This window comes from Novosphingobium resinovorum (assembly GCF_027922145.1).
GTDB classification, from domain to species: Bacteria; Pseudomonadota; Alphaproteobacteria; order Sphingomonadales; family Sphingomonadaceae; genus Novosphingobium; species Novosphingobium resinovorum.
Map to the genome: position 1 here is coordinate 452,153 of NZ_BSFC01000011.1, position 18,829 is coordinate 470,981.

The window sequence follows — 18,829 nt, forward strand, 5'->3', positions numbered from 1 at the left end:
GGGTGTCACTCCGCCGCTTCGAGGGCTTGGGGTTCGAGGTGCTGGTGCAGGTCGGTGCGATCGCCCGAGGCGCGTTCGGCCCACGGATCGTCCTGGCTGAAGCTCTGCGAATAGAGGAACCGCGCGGCGAGCGCCTTGCGGCCCGCCTCGTCCTCGACCACGCGGGACTTCACGTAGTCGACGCCGACGCGCTCGATCCACGGTGCGGTGCGTTCCAGATAGCGCGCCTCCTCACGGTAGACCTGGATGAAGGCGGCGCAATATTCGAGCGCCTCCTCCTCGGTCGCGACCTTGCACAGGAAGTCGGTGGCGCGCACCTTGATGCCGCCGTTTCCGCCCACGCTCAGTTCGTAGCCGGAATCCACGCAGACGATCCCGAAGTCCTTGATCGTCGCCTCGGCGCAGTTGCGCGGGCACCCGGAAACCGCGATCTTGAACTTGTGCGGCATCCAACTACCCCAGGTCATCCGCTCGGTCTTGACGCCGAGGCCGGTCGAATCCTGCGTGCCGAAGCGGCACCATTCCGAACCCACGCAAGTCTTCACCGTGCGCAGGGACTTGCCGTAGGCATGGCCCGAGACCATCCCGGCGGCGTTGAGATCGGCCCAGACGGCGGGCAAATCCTCCTTCTTGATGCCGAAGATGTCGAGGCGCTGACCGCCGGTCACCTTCACCATCGGCGCATCGTACTTCTCGACCACGTCGGCGATGGCCCGCAACTCGCGCGGGTTGGTGAGGCCGCCCCACATGCGCGGGACCACCGAATAGGTGCCGTCCTTCTGGATGTTGGCGTGCATACGCTCGTTGACGAAGCGGCTCTGCTGGTCGTCCACGTATTCGCCGGGCAGCGCGCAGAGCAGGTAATAGTTGAGCGCCGGGCGGCAGGAAGAACAACCATCCGGCGTCGCCCAGTGCAGCTTCTGCATCACTTCGGGGATCGAGCGCATGTCCTGCGCCACGATCTCGCGGCGCACGTCGTCGTGAGTGAAGCTGGTGCACTTGCACAATGTCTTCGGCCCTGCCTCGACCTCTTCGCCCAGCGTCAGCGCCAGCAGGCTCTCGACAAGGCCGGTGCACTGCCCGCAGCTGGCCGAGGCCTTGCAGGTAGCGCGCACCGCATCGAGGCTGCAGGCACCCGCCTCGATGCAACCGACGACCTGGCCCTTGGAGACGCCGTTGCAGCCGCAGATCTCGGCATCGTCCGAGAGCGCCGCAACGGCCGCCTTAGGGTCCAGCGCGCCTCCTCCCGAGGCGAAGGCCTGGCCGAAAATCAGCAGGTCGCGGACCTCGGAGACGTCCTCGCCCTTCTTCAGCAGGTCGAAGTACCAACCACCGTCCGCCGTATCGCCGTAGAGTACGGCGCCGACGACCTTGTCTTCCTTCACCACGACGCGCTTGTAGACCCCGCGCGCGGCATCGCGCAGCACGATGTCCTCGCATCCCTCGCCGCCCGAGAAGTCGCCGGCCGAGAACACGTCGAGCCCGGCGACTTTCAGCTTGGTCGAGGTGACTGAGCCGCGATAGCCGGTGTGGCGGTCGGTCAGCCCGTCGGCGAGGCTGCGGCACATGTCCCACAGCGGCGCGACGAGGCCGTAGACGTTGCCGTCATGCTCCACGCATTCGCCGACCGCGAGCACCGAGGGGTCGCTGGTGACCATGTGGTCGTCGACCTTGATGCCGCGCCCGACGTCCAGCCCCGCCTCGCGCGCCAGCGCGGTGGCGGGACGGATGCCCACGGCCATGACGACGAGGCTGGCCGGAATCTCGCGCCCGTCCTTGAGGCGCACGCCCTCGACTTTGCCCTCGCCATAGATTTCGGCGGTGTCGGCGCCCGTCAGGATGGTCTGGCCGCGACCTTCCAGCGCGGACTTGAGCAGCCAGCCCGCGGCCTCGTCCAGCTGGCGCTCCATCAGCGTGGACATGAGGTGGATGACGGTGACCTTCATGCCGCGCAGGGTCAGACCATGCGCCGCCTCGAGGCCCAGCAGGCCGCCGCCGATGACCACGGCCGAGCCGCCGCCTTGCGCTTTTCCGGCTTCGGCAGCCGCCAGCATCGTATCGACGTCGTTCATGTCGCGGAACGAGATCACGCCGGGCAGATCCTTGCCGGGCACCGGAATGATGAACGGATCGGAGCCGGTCGCGATCAGTAGGCGGTCGTAATGCACCGTGCGGCCCGAGCGCGAGGTGACGGTTTTCGCCGCGCGGTCGATCGCGGTGACGGGGTCGGCGGTGATGAGGTCGATGCCGTTCTCGTCGTACCACTCGCGGGTATTGATGACGATCTGGTCGAAGGTCTTCTCACCCGCCAGCACCGGCGAAAGCATGATGCGGTTGTAGTTCACATGCGGCTCTGCGCCGAAGATCGTCACACGGTAGCGGTCCGCATCGCGCGCCAGCAGTTCCTCGACCGCGCGGCAGCCCGCCATGCCGTTGCCGACGACGACCAGATGCTCGCGCACATCGTCCGACGGGACGTTCAGCGCGTCGTCGTAGTCGGAATTGGGTTCGATCCCGTCCTGAAAGTCCATGTTCGAAACTCCGGCAATGTCATGGGAAAGGGAGTTGAAAACGAGAAAAGGCCGCCATCCAGACCCCCGGTTCGAAACCGGAAGTCAGGATGGCGGCCTTGCCATCATTCGGTGCCTACGTGCCCCGTCAGTGGGACATTTCGGCGATGTAGGAAGGACAACGCTGCCCTTTGCACTGCAACATAAATGGGATCGCCCGAAGGCTCAAGCGATTCCGTAACGAACCTGTCAAATCGCCCAGTCGAACTGGACCCAGACCTTGTCGGTATCGGTCGCGAAGGTCTTCGCGTCATAGTGGGCATAGCGCAGCGCGATCGTCGTCTTGCGCAGTTTTGCCGAGGCCAGGAGATTGATTTCGTTGCCGTAGTGCTGGTCCAGCCGGTCGCTGTCGAAGCGATGCCAAGTCGCCTGCAGGGTGACGGCGGACAATGCACCGATCTGCTTCGTGCCATACCCGCCGCCGACATAGAGATCGCGCACGCCGTTCGCGGGGGTGGTCAGGAACTTGTCCGCCCAGCCCTGGAACTTGAAGTTGGTGCCCAGCGGCGTCTGGAAGCTGGTCAGCGCCGCGCCCTTGTCGGAGCCAAGCACTTCGTAACCGGCATTGGCCTTCCAACCCTTCACGTCGAGCGTCGCGTCGGCCAGCCAGTATTCGGCGCTGTAGTCGCTGGGATTGCGGTGCCAGTCCGACTGGCGCGCGTAACTCGCCTGATACGCCAGTTTCACCGCCTTGCCGAACGCATGAGTCCCCGCGAAACGGGCACCATATGTCTGGCTGGAGAGGCGAAACGCCTGCACCGCCGCCTCATCCTGATCGACGAGGTAGGCGAACCCCGTCAGCACCCCAAGCGGTGTCTCCCACGAGAGGTTGGCGAGCAGATTGTCCCCGCCCACCGCCTGCTGGCGCGCGGCGTTGCCGTCGATGCCCCAGATCGTGCGCACGCTCCAGGCATAAGCGAGGTCCAGTTTCAGGCCCTTGACCGGGGTGACCTCGGCCCGCACCGCGTCGAAGGTCTGCGCATTGTCGCGGAAGGCGACGTTGCCGACGAAGCGCTCGTCGTCCAGAGCGATCTTCTGGCGCCCGGCGGTCAGCGTCACGCCTTTCGCCTTGTACTGCAACTGCGCGATGTAGAGCGCGATGTTCTGCGGATCGGCCACAAGCGGCCGCGTGGCCGCGCCGTTCACGCCATCGTAGTAGTCGTCGACCACGGCGAGGTTGCCCTGCGCGACCACGGTGGCGCTCAGCGCCCCGCTGGTGGCCTGCGCGCCGCCGCGTACCCGCAAGGTCAGCGCATCGGCCTTGGCGGCGATGCCGTCCTGATCGACATGCTCGTAGCGCACCCGCGCCTCGGCGACCGGCTTGACGGTGATGTCCTGGGCCTGCGCCGATCCCGCGCAAGCGACCCCGCCGACGACCAGCACGGCCGCCGCTTTTGTTATGTTTTTCATGGTGAAAGCGTCCCCCTCAGGACGAAAGGAAGTGGGGCGGCGGCGCTGGGGTGCCGCCGCCCCGGTTGTCGGCTCAGATGCGCGCGCCGGTTTTCCAGGTCGCGCGCCAGCGGCCCTTGACGCTCGCCACCGAGGCGAGAGCCACGACCGCAAGGCCGGCAAAGATCAGGAAGCCCGGCGCGAAGCTGCCGGTGAACTGCTTGGCAAGGCCGAGCGAGCTGGCGAGGTAGAACCCGCCGACACCGCCCGCCATGCCGACGAGGCCGGTCATCACGCCGATCTCGGCCTGGAAACGCTGCGGGACCAGCTGGAACACCGACCCGTTGCCGGTGCCGAGCGCCAGCATCGCCACCACGAAAAGCCCGAGCGCCGCGATCAGGCTCGGCGCCTGCGACACGCCGACAAGCGCGATGGCGGCAACCGCATAGACCATCATCAGCGCCTTCACGCCGCCGATCTTGTCGGCCAGCGCGCCGCCCATCGGACGGACCAGCGATCCGGCGAAGACGCAGCCCGCCGTGCAATATCCGGCGACGACGGTGCTGAGACCGAACTGGTCGGTGAAGTAGATCGGCAGCGACGCGGCGAGCCCCACGAAACCGCCGAAAGTCACGGCGTAGAAGGCCATCAGCCACCATGCGTCCGCCTGCTTGAGCAGCGCCGCATAGTCCACCAGCTTGCGCGGCGCGGGCTGGTTCGGTGCGTCCTTGGCGAGCGCGAGATAGATGCACAGCACCACGGTCAGCGGGATGCAGGCAAGGCCCAGCACCGCGTTCCAGCCGAACATCTTCGCCAGCGTCGGCGCGAAGAGCGCGGCGAAGACGGTGCCCGAATTGCCCATGCCCGCCAGGCCCATCGCCTTGCCCTGATGCTCGGCCGGATACCAGCGGCTGGCGAGCGGCAGTGCGATCGCGAAGCTCGCCCCCGCAAAGCCCAGGATCACGCCCAGCGCCAGCGTGCCGCCAAAGCTGGTGACGCCCATCGACCAGGCGAAGAACAGCCCGGTGATGACGATGACCTGATTGATCGCGCCCGAGCGCTTCGGCCCGATACGATCGACCAGCAGCCCGTTGACGACGCGCAGGAGAGCGCCCGCCAGCGTGGGAAGCGCCACCATCAGGCCCTTCTGCGCGGGCGTGAGCCCGAGAGTCTTCGAAATCTCCGGCGCCAGCGGGCCGAGCAGGACCCAGACCATGAAGGCGAGGTCGAAATAGAGGAAAGCTGCGATCAGAGTCGGCGTGTGGCCGGCCTTCCAGAAGCCGACGGCGGGCTTCTGCGCGGGCGCAAGCACGTCATTGTCTTCGTCAGGTCGGAAGAATGCGGTTGCCATGGTACGTCCCCCATAAATCATGAAAGCGGACACGAAAAAAGCCGCAGGCCGGACGTCACCCTTGCGGTGAGCCCGGTCAGCGGCTTTGCTGCGAATTTCGGTGAGGATGGCGTCCCGCCTTTGGGACAGCCTATCCGGTGTGGTCGCGCTTCATCGCGAGACCCCTATATAGTCACGCGATTCCGCAGATCTGGCAAGACGTAAAATTATGCGCGTTTTCAGCGCACTGGTATTTTCAATGCTGCAAAATCCCGGAAAGGCCAGCCCTACCCTCGATCGTCATTGCGAGCGCAGCGAAGCAATCCAGGGTGCGTAACACTGCCCTGGATTGCTTCGCTGCGCTCGCAATGACGAGGGGTGGGTCAACCCATTGACACCGCATTCTAGCGGGCAAAACCGGCAAGGTAGTCCTCGATCCGCTCCGGGTCGAACACGCGGCCGTCGAAGAACCGGTCAGGCCCCAGCAGCAGGTCGCCCTTGCGCGAACCCACGCCCAGCGGCGCACCCACCGCCCCTTCCAGCTTCATGCTCGCCCCTGGCATCGGCAGGTCGCTGCCCGCAAGCGCGCGGCGGTAGACGTCAGGCCGGAACACCGCCGCCGCTCGCGCCTCTGTTTCGGCGGAAGGCTCCACCATGTTCCAGCGCACCAGCTGCGAATAGATCCACAGCGCCTGGCTGCGCCACGGAAACGGCGTCGCCTCGCGGGAGAACAGCACGAAGTCGGGGCAGGACACCGCCGCATCGCCCGCCCTGGGGACGATCGTGCCGCTCAGCGTGCGCAGGATCAGGTCGGAAGGCTGCCCGACATAGCGCGGGTCGGCGAGAATATCGGCCAGTATCTCGCGGTTGTCCGGCTCGTCGCACCAGACGGCGGCGCGGGCGAGCGCGCGCAGCAGGCGGTCGGTGGTCTCGGGGTTCTCCTCAAGCCATGGCTCGCGGAAGGCCAGCACTTTCTCCACCCCGCGCTGCCAGATGCGCTGGCCGATCGCCACCGCCTCCGCGCGTCCGGACTCGATCGCGGCGCTGCCCCAGGGCTCGCCCGCGATGAAACCGTCGATCTCGCCGGCATGGATCGCCTCGACCGTCAGCGAGGGCGGCAGCACGCGCAGCACCACGTCGCGGTCGGGATCGATGCCCGCGCTGGCCAGCCAGTACCGCAGCATCAGCGCATGGCTGGAAAAGCGGTGGACGACGCCGATGATCGGCTTGCGGCGCCACAGCCCGATGGCGGCGGCAAAGTCATGCGCGGTGCCCAGCGGGTCGGCCAGCCGCGCGGCGGGATCGGGTGCGAGGGCGGCGGCGAAGTCCTTCGCCATGACCAGCATGTTGCCGTTGACGCCCAGCTTGAACGGCGCCGCCAGTGCGGCGGGCTGCTGGCTCAGGCCCAGCGTCACCGCGACCGCCAGCGGCGCCAGCATGTGCGCGGCCTGCACTTGTCCGTAGACCAGCCGGTCGCGCAAGGTCGCCCAGCTCGTCGTGCGCACGAGGTCGAGGGCGAGGCCCTCCTCCTCGGCAAAGCCGCGTTCGCGGGCGGCGGCGAGCACCGCGACGTCGTTGAGCGGCAGGAAGGCGATGCGAAGATTGGTCGTCATTATACCCCTCCCAGCAGGTCGCTGGCGGTAATCAGCGCCTGCGCGACCTCGGCGATCTTCTTGCCCTGGTTCATCGCGGTGGAGCGCAGGAGCGCATAGGCGTCCTGTTCGGACAAGGCGCGCTGGTTCATCAGGATCGACTTGGCGCGGTCGATCACCTTGCGGTCGGCAAGCGCGGTGCGCGCCTCCTCAAGCTCGGTCTGCATGCGCGAGAAGGCGTTGAAACGGCGCACCGCCAGTTCCAGCACCGGCTTCACCCGCTCCTTGCGCAAGCCATCGACGACATAGGCGGAGACGCCCGCGTCGATGGCGGCGCCGATCATCGCCTCGTCCGACTGGTCGACGAACATCGCGATCGGCCGCGCCAGCGCCCGGCTGACGGTGAGCATTTCCTCCAGCGTATCGCGGCTGGGGCTGCCGAGGTCCATGAGCACGACGTCGGGCGCCATGCGCTCCAGCCGCGCCACGAACGCGCCGCGCGGGGGGACGATGTGGATGTCGTCGTAGCCCGCGTCGCGCAGGCCCTCCTCGAGCACGGTCGCGCGAAGGCCGCTGTCATCGATGATGACGATTCTCATGTAACCCGCCCCGACGTCATTTCGCTGCCATCGCCCAGCAGGAGCGCCGCGTCAACGCGCGGTCGCTCAGCGCATGCACAGCCCCCGCGCGACGTCGGGGCGCAGTTGCCAGCGGCCCTGCTTGAGCAGCCAGCTGCGCGCGCCTTCCTTGCTGACGGCGTAACCCTCGATGTCCTCGCGGCGACCTCCCCCGCCTGTGACGGCGCCCGCCTGCTGCGGCTCGATCGCGCAGGACATGAGCCGCCCGGCGCTGTCGTAGACCAAGCTGGCCCCGGTGGCGCCCATGAAACCGCTGGCGTCCCGATCGGTGAAGCTGCGGCAGACGACTTCGAGTACGGTGCCGAACTCGGTCATGCCGCCGGGGCCGGGCCTTGCGAAGCTGCGCAAGCCGACGATGTCGGCGCGGGTCTCGCTGCCCGCGCCTTCGAGGCCCAGCAGCGCCTGCCACGCCGCCGCTTCCTCGCCGTTCATATGCGCGGCGACGCGCGCCGCCTGAATCGCGGCGATGTCGAGCGACAGCAGGTCGCCCGGATTGCCCTGGAACGCGGTCTGCGCGAAGCTCAGCATGGCGAGATCGAAGGCCGCCACATCCTCCGGCAAGGGCCAGGCCAGCTGCTCCTCGGCATAATGCAGCCCGTCGCTCGGGAAGATGCGGTGGTGCCGGAACGCTTCCATCCACGCAACGCGGATGTTCTCGTCGTCCACCGGCACGAGGCGCATGTCGGCCGAGATCACCGCGCGCAGGAAGGTGAAGAAGGTGATGCCGAACGGCGGCGCATAGTCCAGCGCGCGGATCAGCATCGACTGGAACATCTGCGCCGTCTTGCCCAGCCGCGCGGCGATCTCCTGCGCCAGCGCGGGCGACAGGGCGCCGCGCGGGAGGATGCCGCTGCCGTTGGTGGCGATGGCGATCAGCCCCTCGATCCGCGCGCTCGCGACTTTCTGGAAGGCGCGGTAGACTGCCTGCACCAGCACGTTGCCGAGCTGGTGCGGCTCGTCGCCGATCTCCGGGCTGTCGTAGAGCAGGTCGCCGATCAGCGGGCGCAGCGTCGCGCCGCCGCCCGCTGTCTCGGAGAACGTGCGCGCCAGCGATCCGAGCACGCCCAGCCGCTCTATGTCGCCGCGCGCCTCGGTGATCTGGGCGGCGACGAGTTCGCCGTAGGAGTAGCGCTGGAAGATCGCCGCGAGGTCGGCGAAAGCCTCGTGGAAGGCGAGCACGTCGCGGTGGGTGGCGGTCATGAACTCGGGCTTCACCGCGTCCAGCAGGGCGTGCGTCATCTCGTGGACGATAACGTCGTGCGACAGCGCGGTGAACACCCGGCTGCCGGGGGGATAGCCCACCGTGTCGCTGCGCGCCTTGTAGTAGCCGAAGACCACGCAGGCGCGCGCCGGGTCGAACCACGCCTGCGCCTCCTCGACCTCCCACGGCGCGAGGTGGAAGCGATCCGCGCGCGACCATTCGCCGGTCGCCGGATCGTGCATGAGGCCGAGCACGATCTCGCGCCCCAGCGCCTTGCGGAAGGTGCCGTAAAGCTGCGAGGCGGTGGCATAGACCATCTGCGCGATGAAACGCGGATCGCTCAGCGAAGGCGGATAGCCCGCATCGGCGATCGTGACGATGCTGTTGGGCTTCATCGCGTCGATGATCGTCCGCACCGAGCGCCACTGCGGCTTGTCCTCCGACCAGACCGGCAACGTGACGGCGAAGCGGCGGCCGCGCAGGTTCTTGCCGTCGCCTGAGAACTTCAGCGGCTCGTAAGGCTCGGACACGGTGACGACCCCACCGCGATCGGAGCGGGCGGTGGGGTCGATGGCGAATATCCGCATCCGGCGCACCATCGGCATGTCGGTCTCGGCGCCAATACCGGGGGCAGTATCGGCGGCCGGGCAGCGGTCCCTCGCCCGCTTGCGCTCGTCCGCCTCGTCCTCGGCGCTGCGCACTTCGCGCAGGACGCGGGGGGAGACGGTTATGACCACGCCGTCAGTCATGCGGGCAGACCGAACAGCGCCTGCGCGCTGTAGAGCGCCGAGCCTTCGAGCAGCGGCTTCTGGTCCTCGCCCGCCATCTCGCGGGCAATGGCGGCGAAGACGTCCTGCGCGGTCATCCCGGCGCCCTGCCCGCGCAGGATCTTCGTCGCCGCGCGGGTGAATACGCCCGAGCCCGCCTCCTCCATCGCCGACTGCTCGGGCAGGCAGGCGCAGAAGGTGACATAGGACAAGTCCGCGCCGTAGATCTCGGAAGGGCTGGCCGCCGCTGCCCGGCTTCCGCGCGCGGCTTTGCGCGCCTCGTAAGCCTTGAGCGCGATCGCATCGGGCAGGCTGACGCTGCGTGGGCGACGGTCAGTGCGCCCGCCGAGCATCATCCGGCTCGACCGGCCGGAATGGCAGAAGTCATGGAAGCGGATGACCTTCACGCCGTCCGCCACTCTCATCAGATCGGGCCATTCGTCGTCGATGATCAGCCCGCCGTCACGCCAGTCGAGCGCCACCAGCGCCTCGTCCTTGTCGTCGGCGAACTGCTTGTCCTGCAACTCGTCCCCGTCGACGTCGAGGACGCGGGTGCCGTGGGAGGAGATATGGATCATCACGCTGTCCCCGGCGCGCGCCTTGCCGAGAACCCCGCGCAATGCCTCGCGGATCTGTCCTGCCCCGGCATCGGAAAGCACGGTGGCGGCGTAGCCCTGCTGGCGGAACGTATCCGCCCAGGTGTTCGCATCGTTGACGCAGCCGTAGAGGCGCATGCCTTCAGGAAAAGCGTCGTTGCCGATGCACAGCGCGATCTTCTGGCCACCGGGCTGCACCGGCGTCGCGGTCTGAGGCGGCGGCGCGGCGGGCACGAACTCGGCAGGCTGCTCGAACAGCCCCGCCGGCATGCCGTAGTAGTTCGCCGCCACGATCGCCCGGCCGACGCGCGGCTCGCCCGCCAGAAAGCGCGGCTTGACCACGCCCGCATCGCCCAGCCCCAGCATCCGCCGCAGCACGTTCTCGAGGGTCGCCACGTCATTGTCGAACCCGCCGTGCGAGCGCGAGCCCGAGGCCATCGTCGGCTTCGCGGCAGGCGCGGTGGGAGACAGGATCACCGCGTCCCGGAACGCGCGCTTCACCTCCGGGTCGGTGCGGATGAAGTCCTCCATCCCCAGGATCGGCGTCCCCTTCTTCGGCTCGAACGCGCGGCTGACGAGGTAGAGCAGCGACTTGCGGTAGATGTTGGCGCAGTTGTCCGCCCGCTCCGCCTCGCGCGTCATCGCGAAGAGGCTCGCCTCCTCGATCTTCTTCTTGCCGATCAGGCTGCCGAGCGTCTGCGCGAACAGGTCGTTGGTGATCGCCGGGGCCAGCAGGTGCATCTGCTTCACGCGCAGCTTGTCGGCGCAGAGCACCGGCAGGAAGTACGCATGGAAGATCGAGCCCGCACTGTGCCCCAGCGCGAAGATCGCACTCGGCTCCTTCCACGCCGCCGCCAGCTTTTCTGCGAACAGGCGCGCGCCGCCGCCGGTGTCGCTCGACCGGCGGGCGCTGTCCTTCATCGCGTCCCATAGCAGGGCGCCGACCTTGCCGCCGATCAGCTCCACCGCCGGGTCGGTGGTGTAATCGTAGATGTCGCGCGAGAGGGCGCGGCCCTTGCGCCGGTCACCCTCGACGATCTGCCAGAAGGTCTCCAGCCCGCCGGTCTCCCAGATGAAGAAGACAGGGTAGATGCCGTGCGCCATCCACCAGCGGTGATAGGCCCATGCCGCCGCGAGGCCGCTGCGCTCGTCGGTCAGCCCGCCGTGGGCGTAGAGCATCAGCCGGTAGCCCTGCTTGGCCTTGTCGACGATGGCGCTGACGAGCCGGTCGAGATCCGTCTCGTGCGTCGCCATGATCCCGTCGTCGGAAAGCACGCCCTTGCGCAAATTGACGACATGGAGCGCCAGTTCGCGCAGCTGCTCGGGCGCGCCGGTGAACGGGCCGGGATCGACGAAGACCGGCCAGGGCGACACCGCCACGGTGTCGCCACCGCGCGTCCTGGCCTCGGGCGCTTCCCCGGCCGAGGGCAGCCAGTCGGGTGCCACGACACTGGCCTTATCCCCGGCCGCATTCCAAGCCGCGAAGTAATCCCGCAAGGCCGCGATCCGCTCCAGCTGCTCCGCGCCCGGCTCAGCGCCCTCGCGCACCACCAGCAGTTCGACCGGCTGGCCGGGCTCCAGCCTGCGGTTGGCGCGGATCGATCCGTCGGGGAACAGCAGGTAGTGGAAGCGCTGGCTGAGCGCGGCCGAAGCCTTCAACTGCTCGGTCAGTTCCTTGACCGGGACATTGCCGACCCATTCGATCGCGAGCCAGTCCTTCTGCGCAGCGGCCATGAGCATCCTCCTAGGCATTGGCCTGTAGCGGCCGGGTGAAACGGGACAGCAGCATCGGCATCGTCGCGACGACGCCGGGAAGCAGGGTCAGCAGCGAGCCGGAGCCCTCGTGATCGAGGAAGGTGATGAGCACCGACCCCGCCGCGACCAGCAGCAGCAGCGGCACGCGCAGCACGTTCCACGCCCCGCCGCGCTGCGCGTCCTGCCGGAACTGGTGGAACCACTCGGGCTGCTCCAGCGTGCGGATCCAGTGCCCGAAGCTCTCGTTCATCAGCCGGAAGTTGGGATCGGTCTTGACCAGCCGCCGCGTCAGCAGGCTGTTGAGCACCGGGAAGTTGCTGGTGTTGATGAACTTGCCGTGCGCCAGATGGTGCAGCGTCAGATGCTCCTCCTTGCTGGAGCGCACCCATTCGCCCTGGTAGTAGTCGCCCAGGAAGTTCGCCATGTATTCGTGGATCTGCTCGCGGTAGACGTCGTTGAGATCGTTGAGCACGCCCAGTTCTCCCGGAGGCACAGGCGCGGTCATGTCGTCGATCGATATGCCGAACGAGCGAATCTGGTCCTGGATGCGGTCGGACGGCACCTGTATCATCTCGCTGGCGATCGCCTCCGCCACCGCCGGATTGCGCGCCGCCCAGCGCCGCACCGAGGCACGGTTGACCGGGTCGTCGATCAGTTCCAGCAGCCGCTCCAGATTGGCGCCGCCGCGCGGCGGGTCTGGCTCAGCGTCGAGCGGCGCGGGCTCGGCCAGCGTCTCGGTCCAGGTGTAGGTGATGAATTCGGAGAACAGCTCGGCCCAGCGGTAGGACTCGCTCTCGTTCATGATCCCGGCGCTGCCCGCCACCTCGGCCTCGCGCTTCTCGCGGTCGCGCGCCTGCCGCAGCCGGACCAGCGGCATTGTCTGAACGAAGAAATAGACGTTGACCTCGGGCCGGGCGGTCAACTGCTCCAGCAGTGCCAGCGTCTTCACGCGCAGATCGCGGTTGGCGACGATGCTTTCGAAGCCGGTGACGATCCACGACTTGGCGGTGAGCAGCGCCATGCTCTTCTCGCCCAGCTTGCCGCGTTCGAGCGCAAGGTCGAACATCTCCAGCCGGTCGCGCGTGTCGAGCGAGTTCTGCAGCTTGCGGAATTCCCGCGTGGGATAGTTGATGAAGACGGCCTTGATCGGGCGGGTGGACTTGGTGCGGATCTGCTCGGGCGTGTGGCGCGGATGGAGCGCACGGAAGCCGAAATGCTGCAGGCCGAACAGGTTCTGCGCCGCCAGCACCAGCAGGCGCCAGGTCAGGAACGTCGCCACGCCCATGGCGCCGACCGCCAGCAGCCAGTCGCGCAGCACCACCAGCCCCGGGCTGCGCGGCATGGTGACGAGCGAGATGCCGGTGCGCGCCTGCGCCCAGCGCGCGTAGTCGGCCAGGACGCCGAGGCGAAGGTCGATCGGATGGTCGAAACGGACCGGATCGTCGGTCCACAGCTGCATGATCGCGGAGGCCATCTGCGAAGGCGCACCGGGCTCGGCGACGGCATGGTCGGCGACGAGCTTGCGGGCGGACAGATCGGCGGGCGCGGGCGTCTTCGCCTTGGGCGCGCCGTCGTAGAAGGGCCGCATCTGCGCGATGTCGTCGGCGATTTGCGTGCGCGATTGCTGCAGCACCCAGGCATCGGACAGCGAGCGGTCGGCGCGCAACTGCCCAGCCCCCGCGCAGCACGCAGCGAGTGCGGGGATGACCGCCAGCAAGTAGATCGTCACCAACTGATGGCGCAGCACGCGGTTGACGCGGCGCATGACGGAAGGCGGCACGAACCCGGCAGGCGCCGCGCGCATCCGCTCCATCCACGCCGGCAATCTGACGTCGATTTTGCGCAGCGAAAACCAGTCCAGCGCCGCGACTATCCACATCGCCACCAGCAGCACCGGATAGGCGAAGGCCCGCCAGTTCGCGCCAAGGCGGCAGGCCAGCACCACGCTCGCATAGATGCCGAGCGCGGCGTAGAACACAGTCGCGACCTTGCCCCAGCCGACCGGCAGAGTGCCCCAGCTATGGTCGGCATCCTTGCGCGCCAGCAGAATCAGCAGCAGGAACAGCCCCAGCGCCGCATGCAGGAACGCCGCGTCGCCCCGCGCCAGCAGCAGCCCGGCCGCCATCAGCACCACCACCGCCAGCTGCGCCGACATGCCGCGCAGATACCACTGGTCGGCCTCGGCGCTGTGGAACGGCTCGGGATCGGGCCAGAGCTTGCGCAGCAGCGAGCGCGGGTCGGTCGAGGCCATCACGCCCAGCCCCGCCGCCAGCACCAGCCCGACGCAGAGCATCGTCACCCCCGCGACGAAGGCCGGATCGAGCGCCGCCCTCTGCAGCTTCGAGCGGTCGTACCACGTCGCCACCAGCCAGTGCGCCGAGCAGGCGACGCCGATCGACATGCGCACCCGCTTGCCGCCGTAGCGCGCATCGAACGGAGCGCCTGCCGTGGGCTCCGCCGCGCGCCCATGCTGCGCAGCATCGGCAAGCCCGCAGCGCTCGTCGACCGATCCCGCGATGCGCGACAGCGTATCGACGGCGTCGAGCTGGCTGCCGAACGTCTCGTTGTGCGCGCGCGCCGGATCGGAATGCTGCAGCACTTCGAGGCTGGCGGGATCGATCACCGCATAGCCGAAGCCCTCGGGCACCGGCACCGCGAGCGTCGCGGCGGGCGGCTTTCCCGACATCACGAGGTTCGCGGCTCCCGCGCGGGTCAGCAGCACCACCATGCGCGCGTCGCCGTTGGCCGCCGCAGGCACCTGGTCGATCGTGTAGACCTGCCCCTTCCCGCAGCCGAAGCCGCCGTCAGCGCGCGTCTCCCCTTGGCGTCCGGTGCAGGGGATCACCTCCCCGGCGCGCAGGCGGCCGAAGTAGCGGCGCTCGCGAATGTCGGCGAGCGGGCGGTCCTTCGTCGGCAACTGGTCGATGATCGTGCTGCCGACCATGCTGCGCAACTGCAGCGCGGCCAGCGGCAATGGCGCCGGGTAAGTCTGCCACGGCGACGACGCCGCCCCTGCGCCCGATTGCTGCGACGAGGCCCAGCCATCCCCCCATACGGCCCTGGTATCCCGCTCGATCGCGCCGAGACTGAAGCCCACTTCGCGATCGACGTCCTGCGCGATGGCGGCGGCGAGGCCCTGCGCCATCGTGTCGTTGTCACGCCTGAGGTCGCCCCAGAACGCGATCACCGCGCAGGCGGTCACCAGCGTCGCCACCATCAGCGGCACCGCGGCGATGATGCCGACCACGTCCATCCAGCCGAGCGAGGCATTGTGGTCGATCGAGGCCAGCTTGATCAGCGGGATCAGCAGCAGCAGCACGACCACCGAGAATCCGAACGCCGCCTTGGTGAAGGGGCTCAGATTGTTGAGCACCGCCCCTGCGCTCGGCGGATCGCCCAGAGCGCTGAGCAGGCACCGGCGCGGCGCGCAGACATAGGGGCCTTCCTCGCGCTGGATCGTCACCGGCCGTCCAAGGTCGAGCGGCCACTGGTAGACCAGCCGCTCCCGCCCGCCGATCTCGATCTTCGGGGTCTTGCCCGAAGTGTCGGACGCGGGCACCGCGCCGCCTTCGAGCGCGGCCTTGTCCTTCGCTGCGGGCGGCTCGATGCGTTGGGGCCAGTCCCCGCGCAGCACGAGCAGGACTTCGCCGTCCGGCCCGGTGATCGCCAGTTCGCGCGCCCGCGTCTGCTCGCTACGCCCCGGAATTACCGGGGCCTGGATCACCGACTGCGCAGAACTCTGCGCACAGAAAGGCTCGCCGTCCTCGGTCGCGAAGGCCGACATCACCGGCTTGCGGTCACGCGCCTGGAAACCGTCGAGGGTCAGGCGCAGCTTCGTCGGCGCGGTCGGCATCGCGCGGCACCGGTCCTGCGCCGCGTAACGCACCTGGAAGCGGTCGCTTGAACTGTCGAGATTTGAACCGTCGCGCTGTCCATCCTGCGAGGCGCGCCGGGTCACCATGTCGCCAAGGTCCCGGAACAGGCTGGCCATGCGCGCCACTTCGCCGAAGTCCGCCTGTTGCCGCCGCAGCACGAGGTCCGAGCGCGCCTGGATCAGCAGCAGTCCGAAGAACAGCACCACCGCGATCGTGGTCGACAACAGCACAGCGAGCGAGCGGATGCCCGGCAGGGATGCGACGCCGGCCACGTCAGCCGATCCCGCACCGCGACGAACCTGCAAGGCGAAACCATCCGGCCACCGGCATGCCCCTATCCGAAGACGCCCTTAAGCATTTACCTCAGGGGCGCAACATTGTCCCAAATCCGCCGTATTTACCGGCGCTTTTCACGAACACTATTTACCGGACGCCGCAAGCCCCCAAATCATGACGATACATGCCATCAAACAGGACCGCTTAACTTCACCGAACGCCGTTCACTCTACAAGCCGTTGAATATCATGACGACTATTGGTCAACTTCAGCAATCCGGAAACCATCGTCTTCTTCCATTACAAATATCGTCACTTGACCGCCCTGCGAAACGGGAGCCTCCTTGAAGGGCATAGTCAGGCAAGGTGCTGTCGAGAGGGGGGAGCATGGTGATCGCCAGAGGAATACTCCTGAGCGGATCGCTCGCGGCGCTGGCCGCCTGTCACGGCGGGCCGAAGGACGAGGCGCAGAAAGTCGGCGTGCGCGACGACACGCTCGTCCAGGCGGACGAAGACTACTTCCACGAAATGGACGACGGCGTCGCCCTCACCCCCGACGAAGTGAAGGGCCGCAACATGTGGCTGGTGTGGAGCGGCGGCAACGACCGCTTCTGGGACACCATGAGCAAGCCGACGCTGGGCGGCTTCGACCTGCTCAAGATCGTCGCCCCGCCGCCCGGCAGCCCCAATGCCCGGCCGACGCGCTGGAAAGTCATGGGCCTTGTCAACGAACCCTGCTTTTCCGCGCCGACGAATCCGGACGGCTACGGCCTCTGGCGAGACACGCGCGATCCGGGCTGCGCACCCGATCCCTTCGCGAATGAAAAGAAGTACCCCGGCATCCGCATCGGCGCGCGCGGGACGACGGTGCCGGTCGGCTCCTACTTCGGCGAGCCCTCGGGCATCCTCGGCCTGCGCCTGTTCCCCAATCCGGACTTCGACGAGAAGGCGAAGGCCCGCTGGGACGCGAAGCGCTATTACAGCGACGCGCGCTACTACAACGATCCCAGGCTGGTGCGCCCCTACCGCGTGGGCATGAGCTGCGGGTTCTGCCACCTCGGCCCCAGCCCGACGCGCCCGCCCGCCGATCCCGAGAAACCCGCCTTCGCCAACCTCAACTCCACGGTCGGCGCGCAGTACATGTGGGTGGACCGGCTGTTCATGTGGAAGGCCGACCCGTCGAACTACATGTACCAGCTCGTCTCGACATACCGGCCGGGCGCGATGGACACTTCGCTGGTCTCCACCGACAACATCAATAACCCGCGCACGATGAACGCGGTCTACCTGCTCGGCGACCGGCTCGGCGCCGCGCGCAAGTTCGGGCGCGAGACGCTGGCGGGCGGCAGCCGCAAGAACGTGCAGTTCAACGACATCCTCGATTCCGGCCCGCTCACGCAGTATTTCGAGAAGCCTGCGACCGTCTGGACACCGCACGTGCTCAAGGACGGCGCCGACGCGGTGGGCGCGCTGGGGGCTCTGAACCGCGTCTATCTCAACATCGGGCTGTTCTCGGAAGAGTGGCTGACGCACTTCAACCCGGTCGTCGGCGGCAAGATCATCAGCCCGATCGAGATCGCCACCGCCCGCCGCAACTCCGCCTACTGGCGCGCGACGGAGGCGGGGACGCCGCTCACCGCGCTGTTCTTCCTCAAGGCCGCGCGGCCCGATCCTCTGGCCAATGCGCCGGGCGGTGCGGGCTACCTCAAGGCGAGCCCGCAAGTGCTCCAGCGCGGCGCGATGGCTTTCGCCAATACCTGCGCGCGCTGCCACTCCAGCAAGCAGCCCGACGCGCCCGCAGGCGCTTCGCTGGTCGATGCCATCGGCCCCGACTACCTGACGCGCTTCAAGGCATGGTGGCGCTGGACCCAGACCGAGGACTTCAAGAGCAGGATGCGCGCCCTCGTCGCGCGGCCGGACTTCCGGCAGGGCAACTACTTCAGCACCGACGCGCGCATCCCGGTGACGCTGCTGCGCACCAACTTGTGCAGCCCGCTGGCGACCAATGCCCTGCGCGGGAACATCTGGGACAACTTCTCGTCCGAAAGCTACAAGGTCCTGCCCTCGGTCGGCACCGTCGCCTATCAGGACCCCTTCACCGGAGAGGCCCGCGCCTATCGCATGCCCGCCGGAGGACGCGGCTATACGCGCGTGCCCTCGCTGGTCTCGCTGTGGTCGACCGCGCCGTTCCTGCTGGCCAACACGGTCGGCACGTTCAACGGCGATCCGTCCGTGGCGGGACGCATGGCGGCGTTCGACGACGGCATCGCCAAGATGCTCTGGCCGAACCTTCGGGAACGCGACGCGATGCTGCCCGGCGCCTGGGGCATGATCGACCGCACGACGACGCGCAGCAAACTCTACGTGCCCTCCTCGTTCATCCCCGACGCCCCGGGACCGCTGGACGATCAGGCGCGCAAGGCCCTGCGCTCGCTGGAGAACGCGGACGGCGACATCGAACTGGGGCCGATCCCCAAGGGAATGCCCGTGAACCTGCTCGCCTCGCTCCAGCCGCTGGCGGAAAGCCGCGATCCGGCCACCATCGCGCGCCATTACCGCGACCTCATCGTGCTGCTGGCACAGCTCAAGAAGGGCCTGCTGACCCTGCCGCGCGGGGCCGACGACGCGGCGGTGCGCGCCCACTTCGCCTCGCTGCGGGGACCGTTGATGGCGCTCAACAAGTGCCCCGACTTCGTGGTCAATCGCGGCCACTACTTCGGCACCGAGGAGTTCAACCGCTATCAGCGCACCCGCGACGAGCGCGATTTCGGCCGCGAGCCTGTCCTGTCCGACGAGGACAAGCGGGCACTGGTCGAATACCTCAAGACGCTCTGAGCAGGC

The 18,829-nt window shown here is 67.9% G+C and carries 9 protein-coding genes; 1 reads left to right on the top strand and 8 read right to left on the bottom strand.

Features of this window, described 5'->3' with window-relative positions; all coding sequences use genetic code 11:
* Positions 1 to 5: 5 nt before the first annotated feature.
* The 8 genes from nirB to PKE80_RS07065 form a co-directional block, all read right to left on the bottom strand.
* A complete protein-coding gene (gene nirB, locus PKE80_RS07030) occupies positions 6 to 2,531 on the bottom strand; it encodes a nitrite reductase large subunit NirB (protein ID WP_271181884.1) in 2,526 nt (841 codons plus the stop codon).
* A gap of 228 nt (positions 2,532 to 2,759) precedes the next feature.
* Positions 2,760 to 3,980 (bottom strand): hypothetical protein, encoded by a 1,221-nt coding sequence (locus PKE80_RS07035; protein ID WP_271181885.1) that lies wholly within the window; start codon positions 3,978 to 3,980, stop codon positions 2,760 to 2,762.
* Between the two features lie 73 nt (positions 3,981 to 4,053).
* Positions 4,054 to 5,310 (bottom strand): nitrate/nitrite transporter, encoded by a 1,257-nt coding sequence (locus tag PKE80_RS07040; protein WP_036525175.1) that lies wholly within the window; start codon positions 5,308 to 5,310, stop codon positions 4,054 to 4,056.
* Positions 5,311 to 5,693: 383 nt separating this feature from the next.
* Positions 5,694 to 6,902: an ABC transporter substrate-binding protein gene (locus PKE80_RS07045; protein ID WP_271181886.1), complete on the bottom strand. Its 1,209-nt coding sequence runs from the start codon at positions 6,900 to 6,902 to the stop codon at positions 5,694 to 5,696.
* Positions 6,902 to 7,480, bottom strand: coding sequence for an ANTAR domain-containing response regulator (locus PKE80_RS07050; protein ID WP_008828468.1), 579 nt, complete (start codon positions 7,478 to 7,480; stop codon positions 6,902 to 6,904). Before PKE80_RS07050 ends, PKE80_RS07045 begins: the two co-directional genes overlap by 1 nt.
* 66 nt (positions 7,481 to 7,546) lie before the next feature.
* Positions 7,547 to 9,469, bottom strand: coding sequence for a gluzincin family metallopeptidase (locus PKE80_RS07055; RefSeq protein ID WP_271181887.1), 1,923 nt, complete (start codon positions 9,467 to 9,469; stop codon positions 7,547 to 7,549).
* Positions 9,466 to 11,817, bottom strand: coding sequence for a caspase family protein (locus PKE80_RS07060; protein WP_271181888.1), 2,352 nt, complete (start codon positions 11,815 to 11,817; stop codon positions 9,466 to 9,468). Before PKE80_RS07060 ends, PKE80_RS07055 begins: the two co-directional genes overlap by 4 nt.
* Before the next feature lie 10 nt (positions 11,818 to 11,827).
* Positions 11,828 to 15,985 (bottom strand): hypothetical protein, encoded by a 4,158-nt coding sequence (locus PKE80_RS07065; protein ID WP_271181889.1) that lies wholly within the window; start codon positions 15,983 to 15,985, stop codon positions 11,828 to 11,830.
* Between the two features lie 390 nt (positions 15,986 to 16,375).
* Here PKE80_RS07065 and PKE80_RS07070 point away from each other — a divergent pair, with 390 nt between their 5' ends.
* A complete protein-coding gene (locus PKE80_RS07070; protein WP_271181890.1) occupies positions 16,376 to 18,823 on the top strand; it encodes a hypothetical protein in 2,448 nt (815 codons plus the stop codon).
* Positions 18,824 to 18,829: the final 6 nt, after the last annotated feature.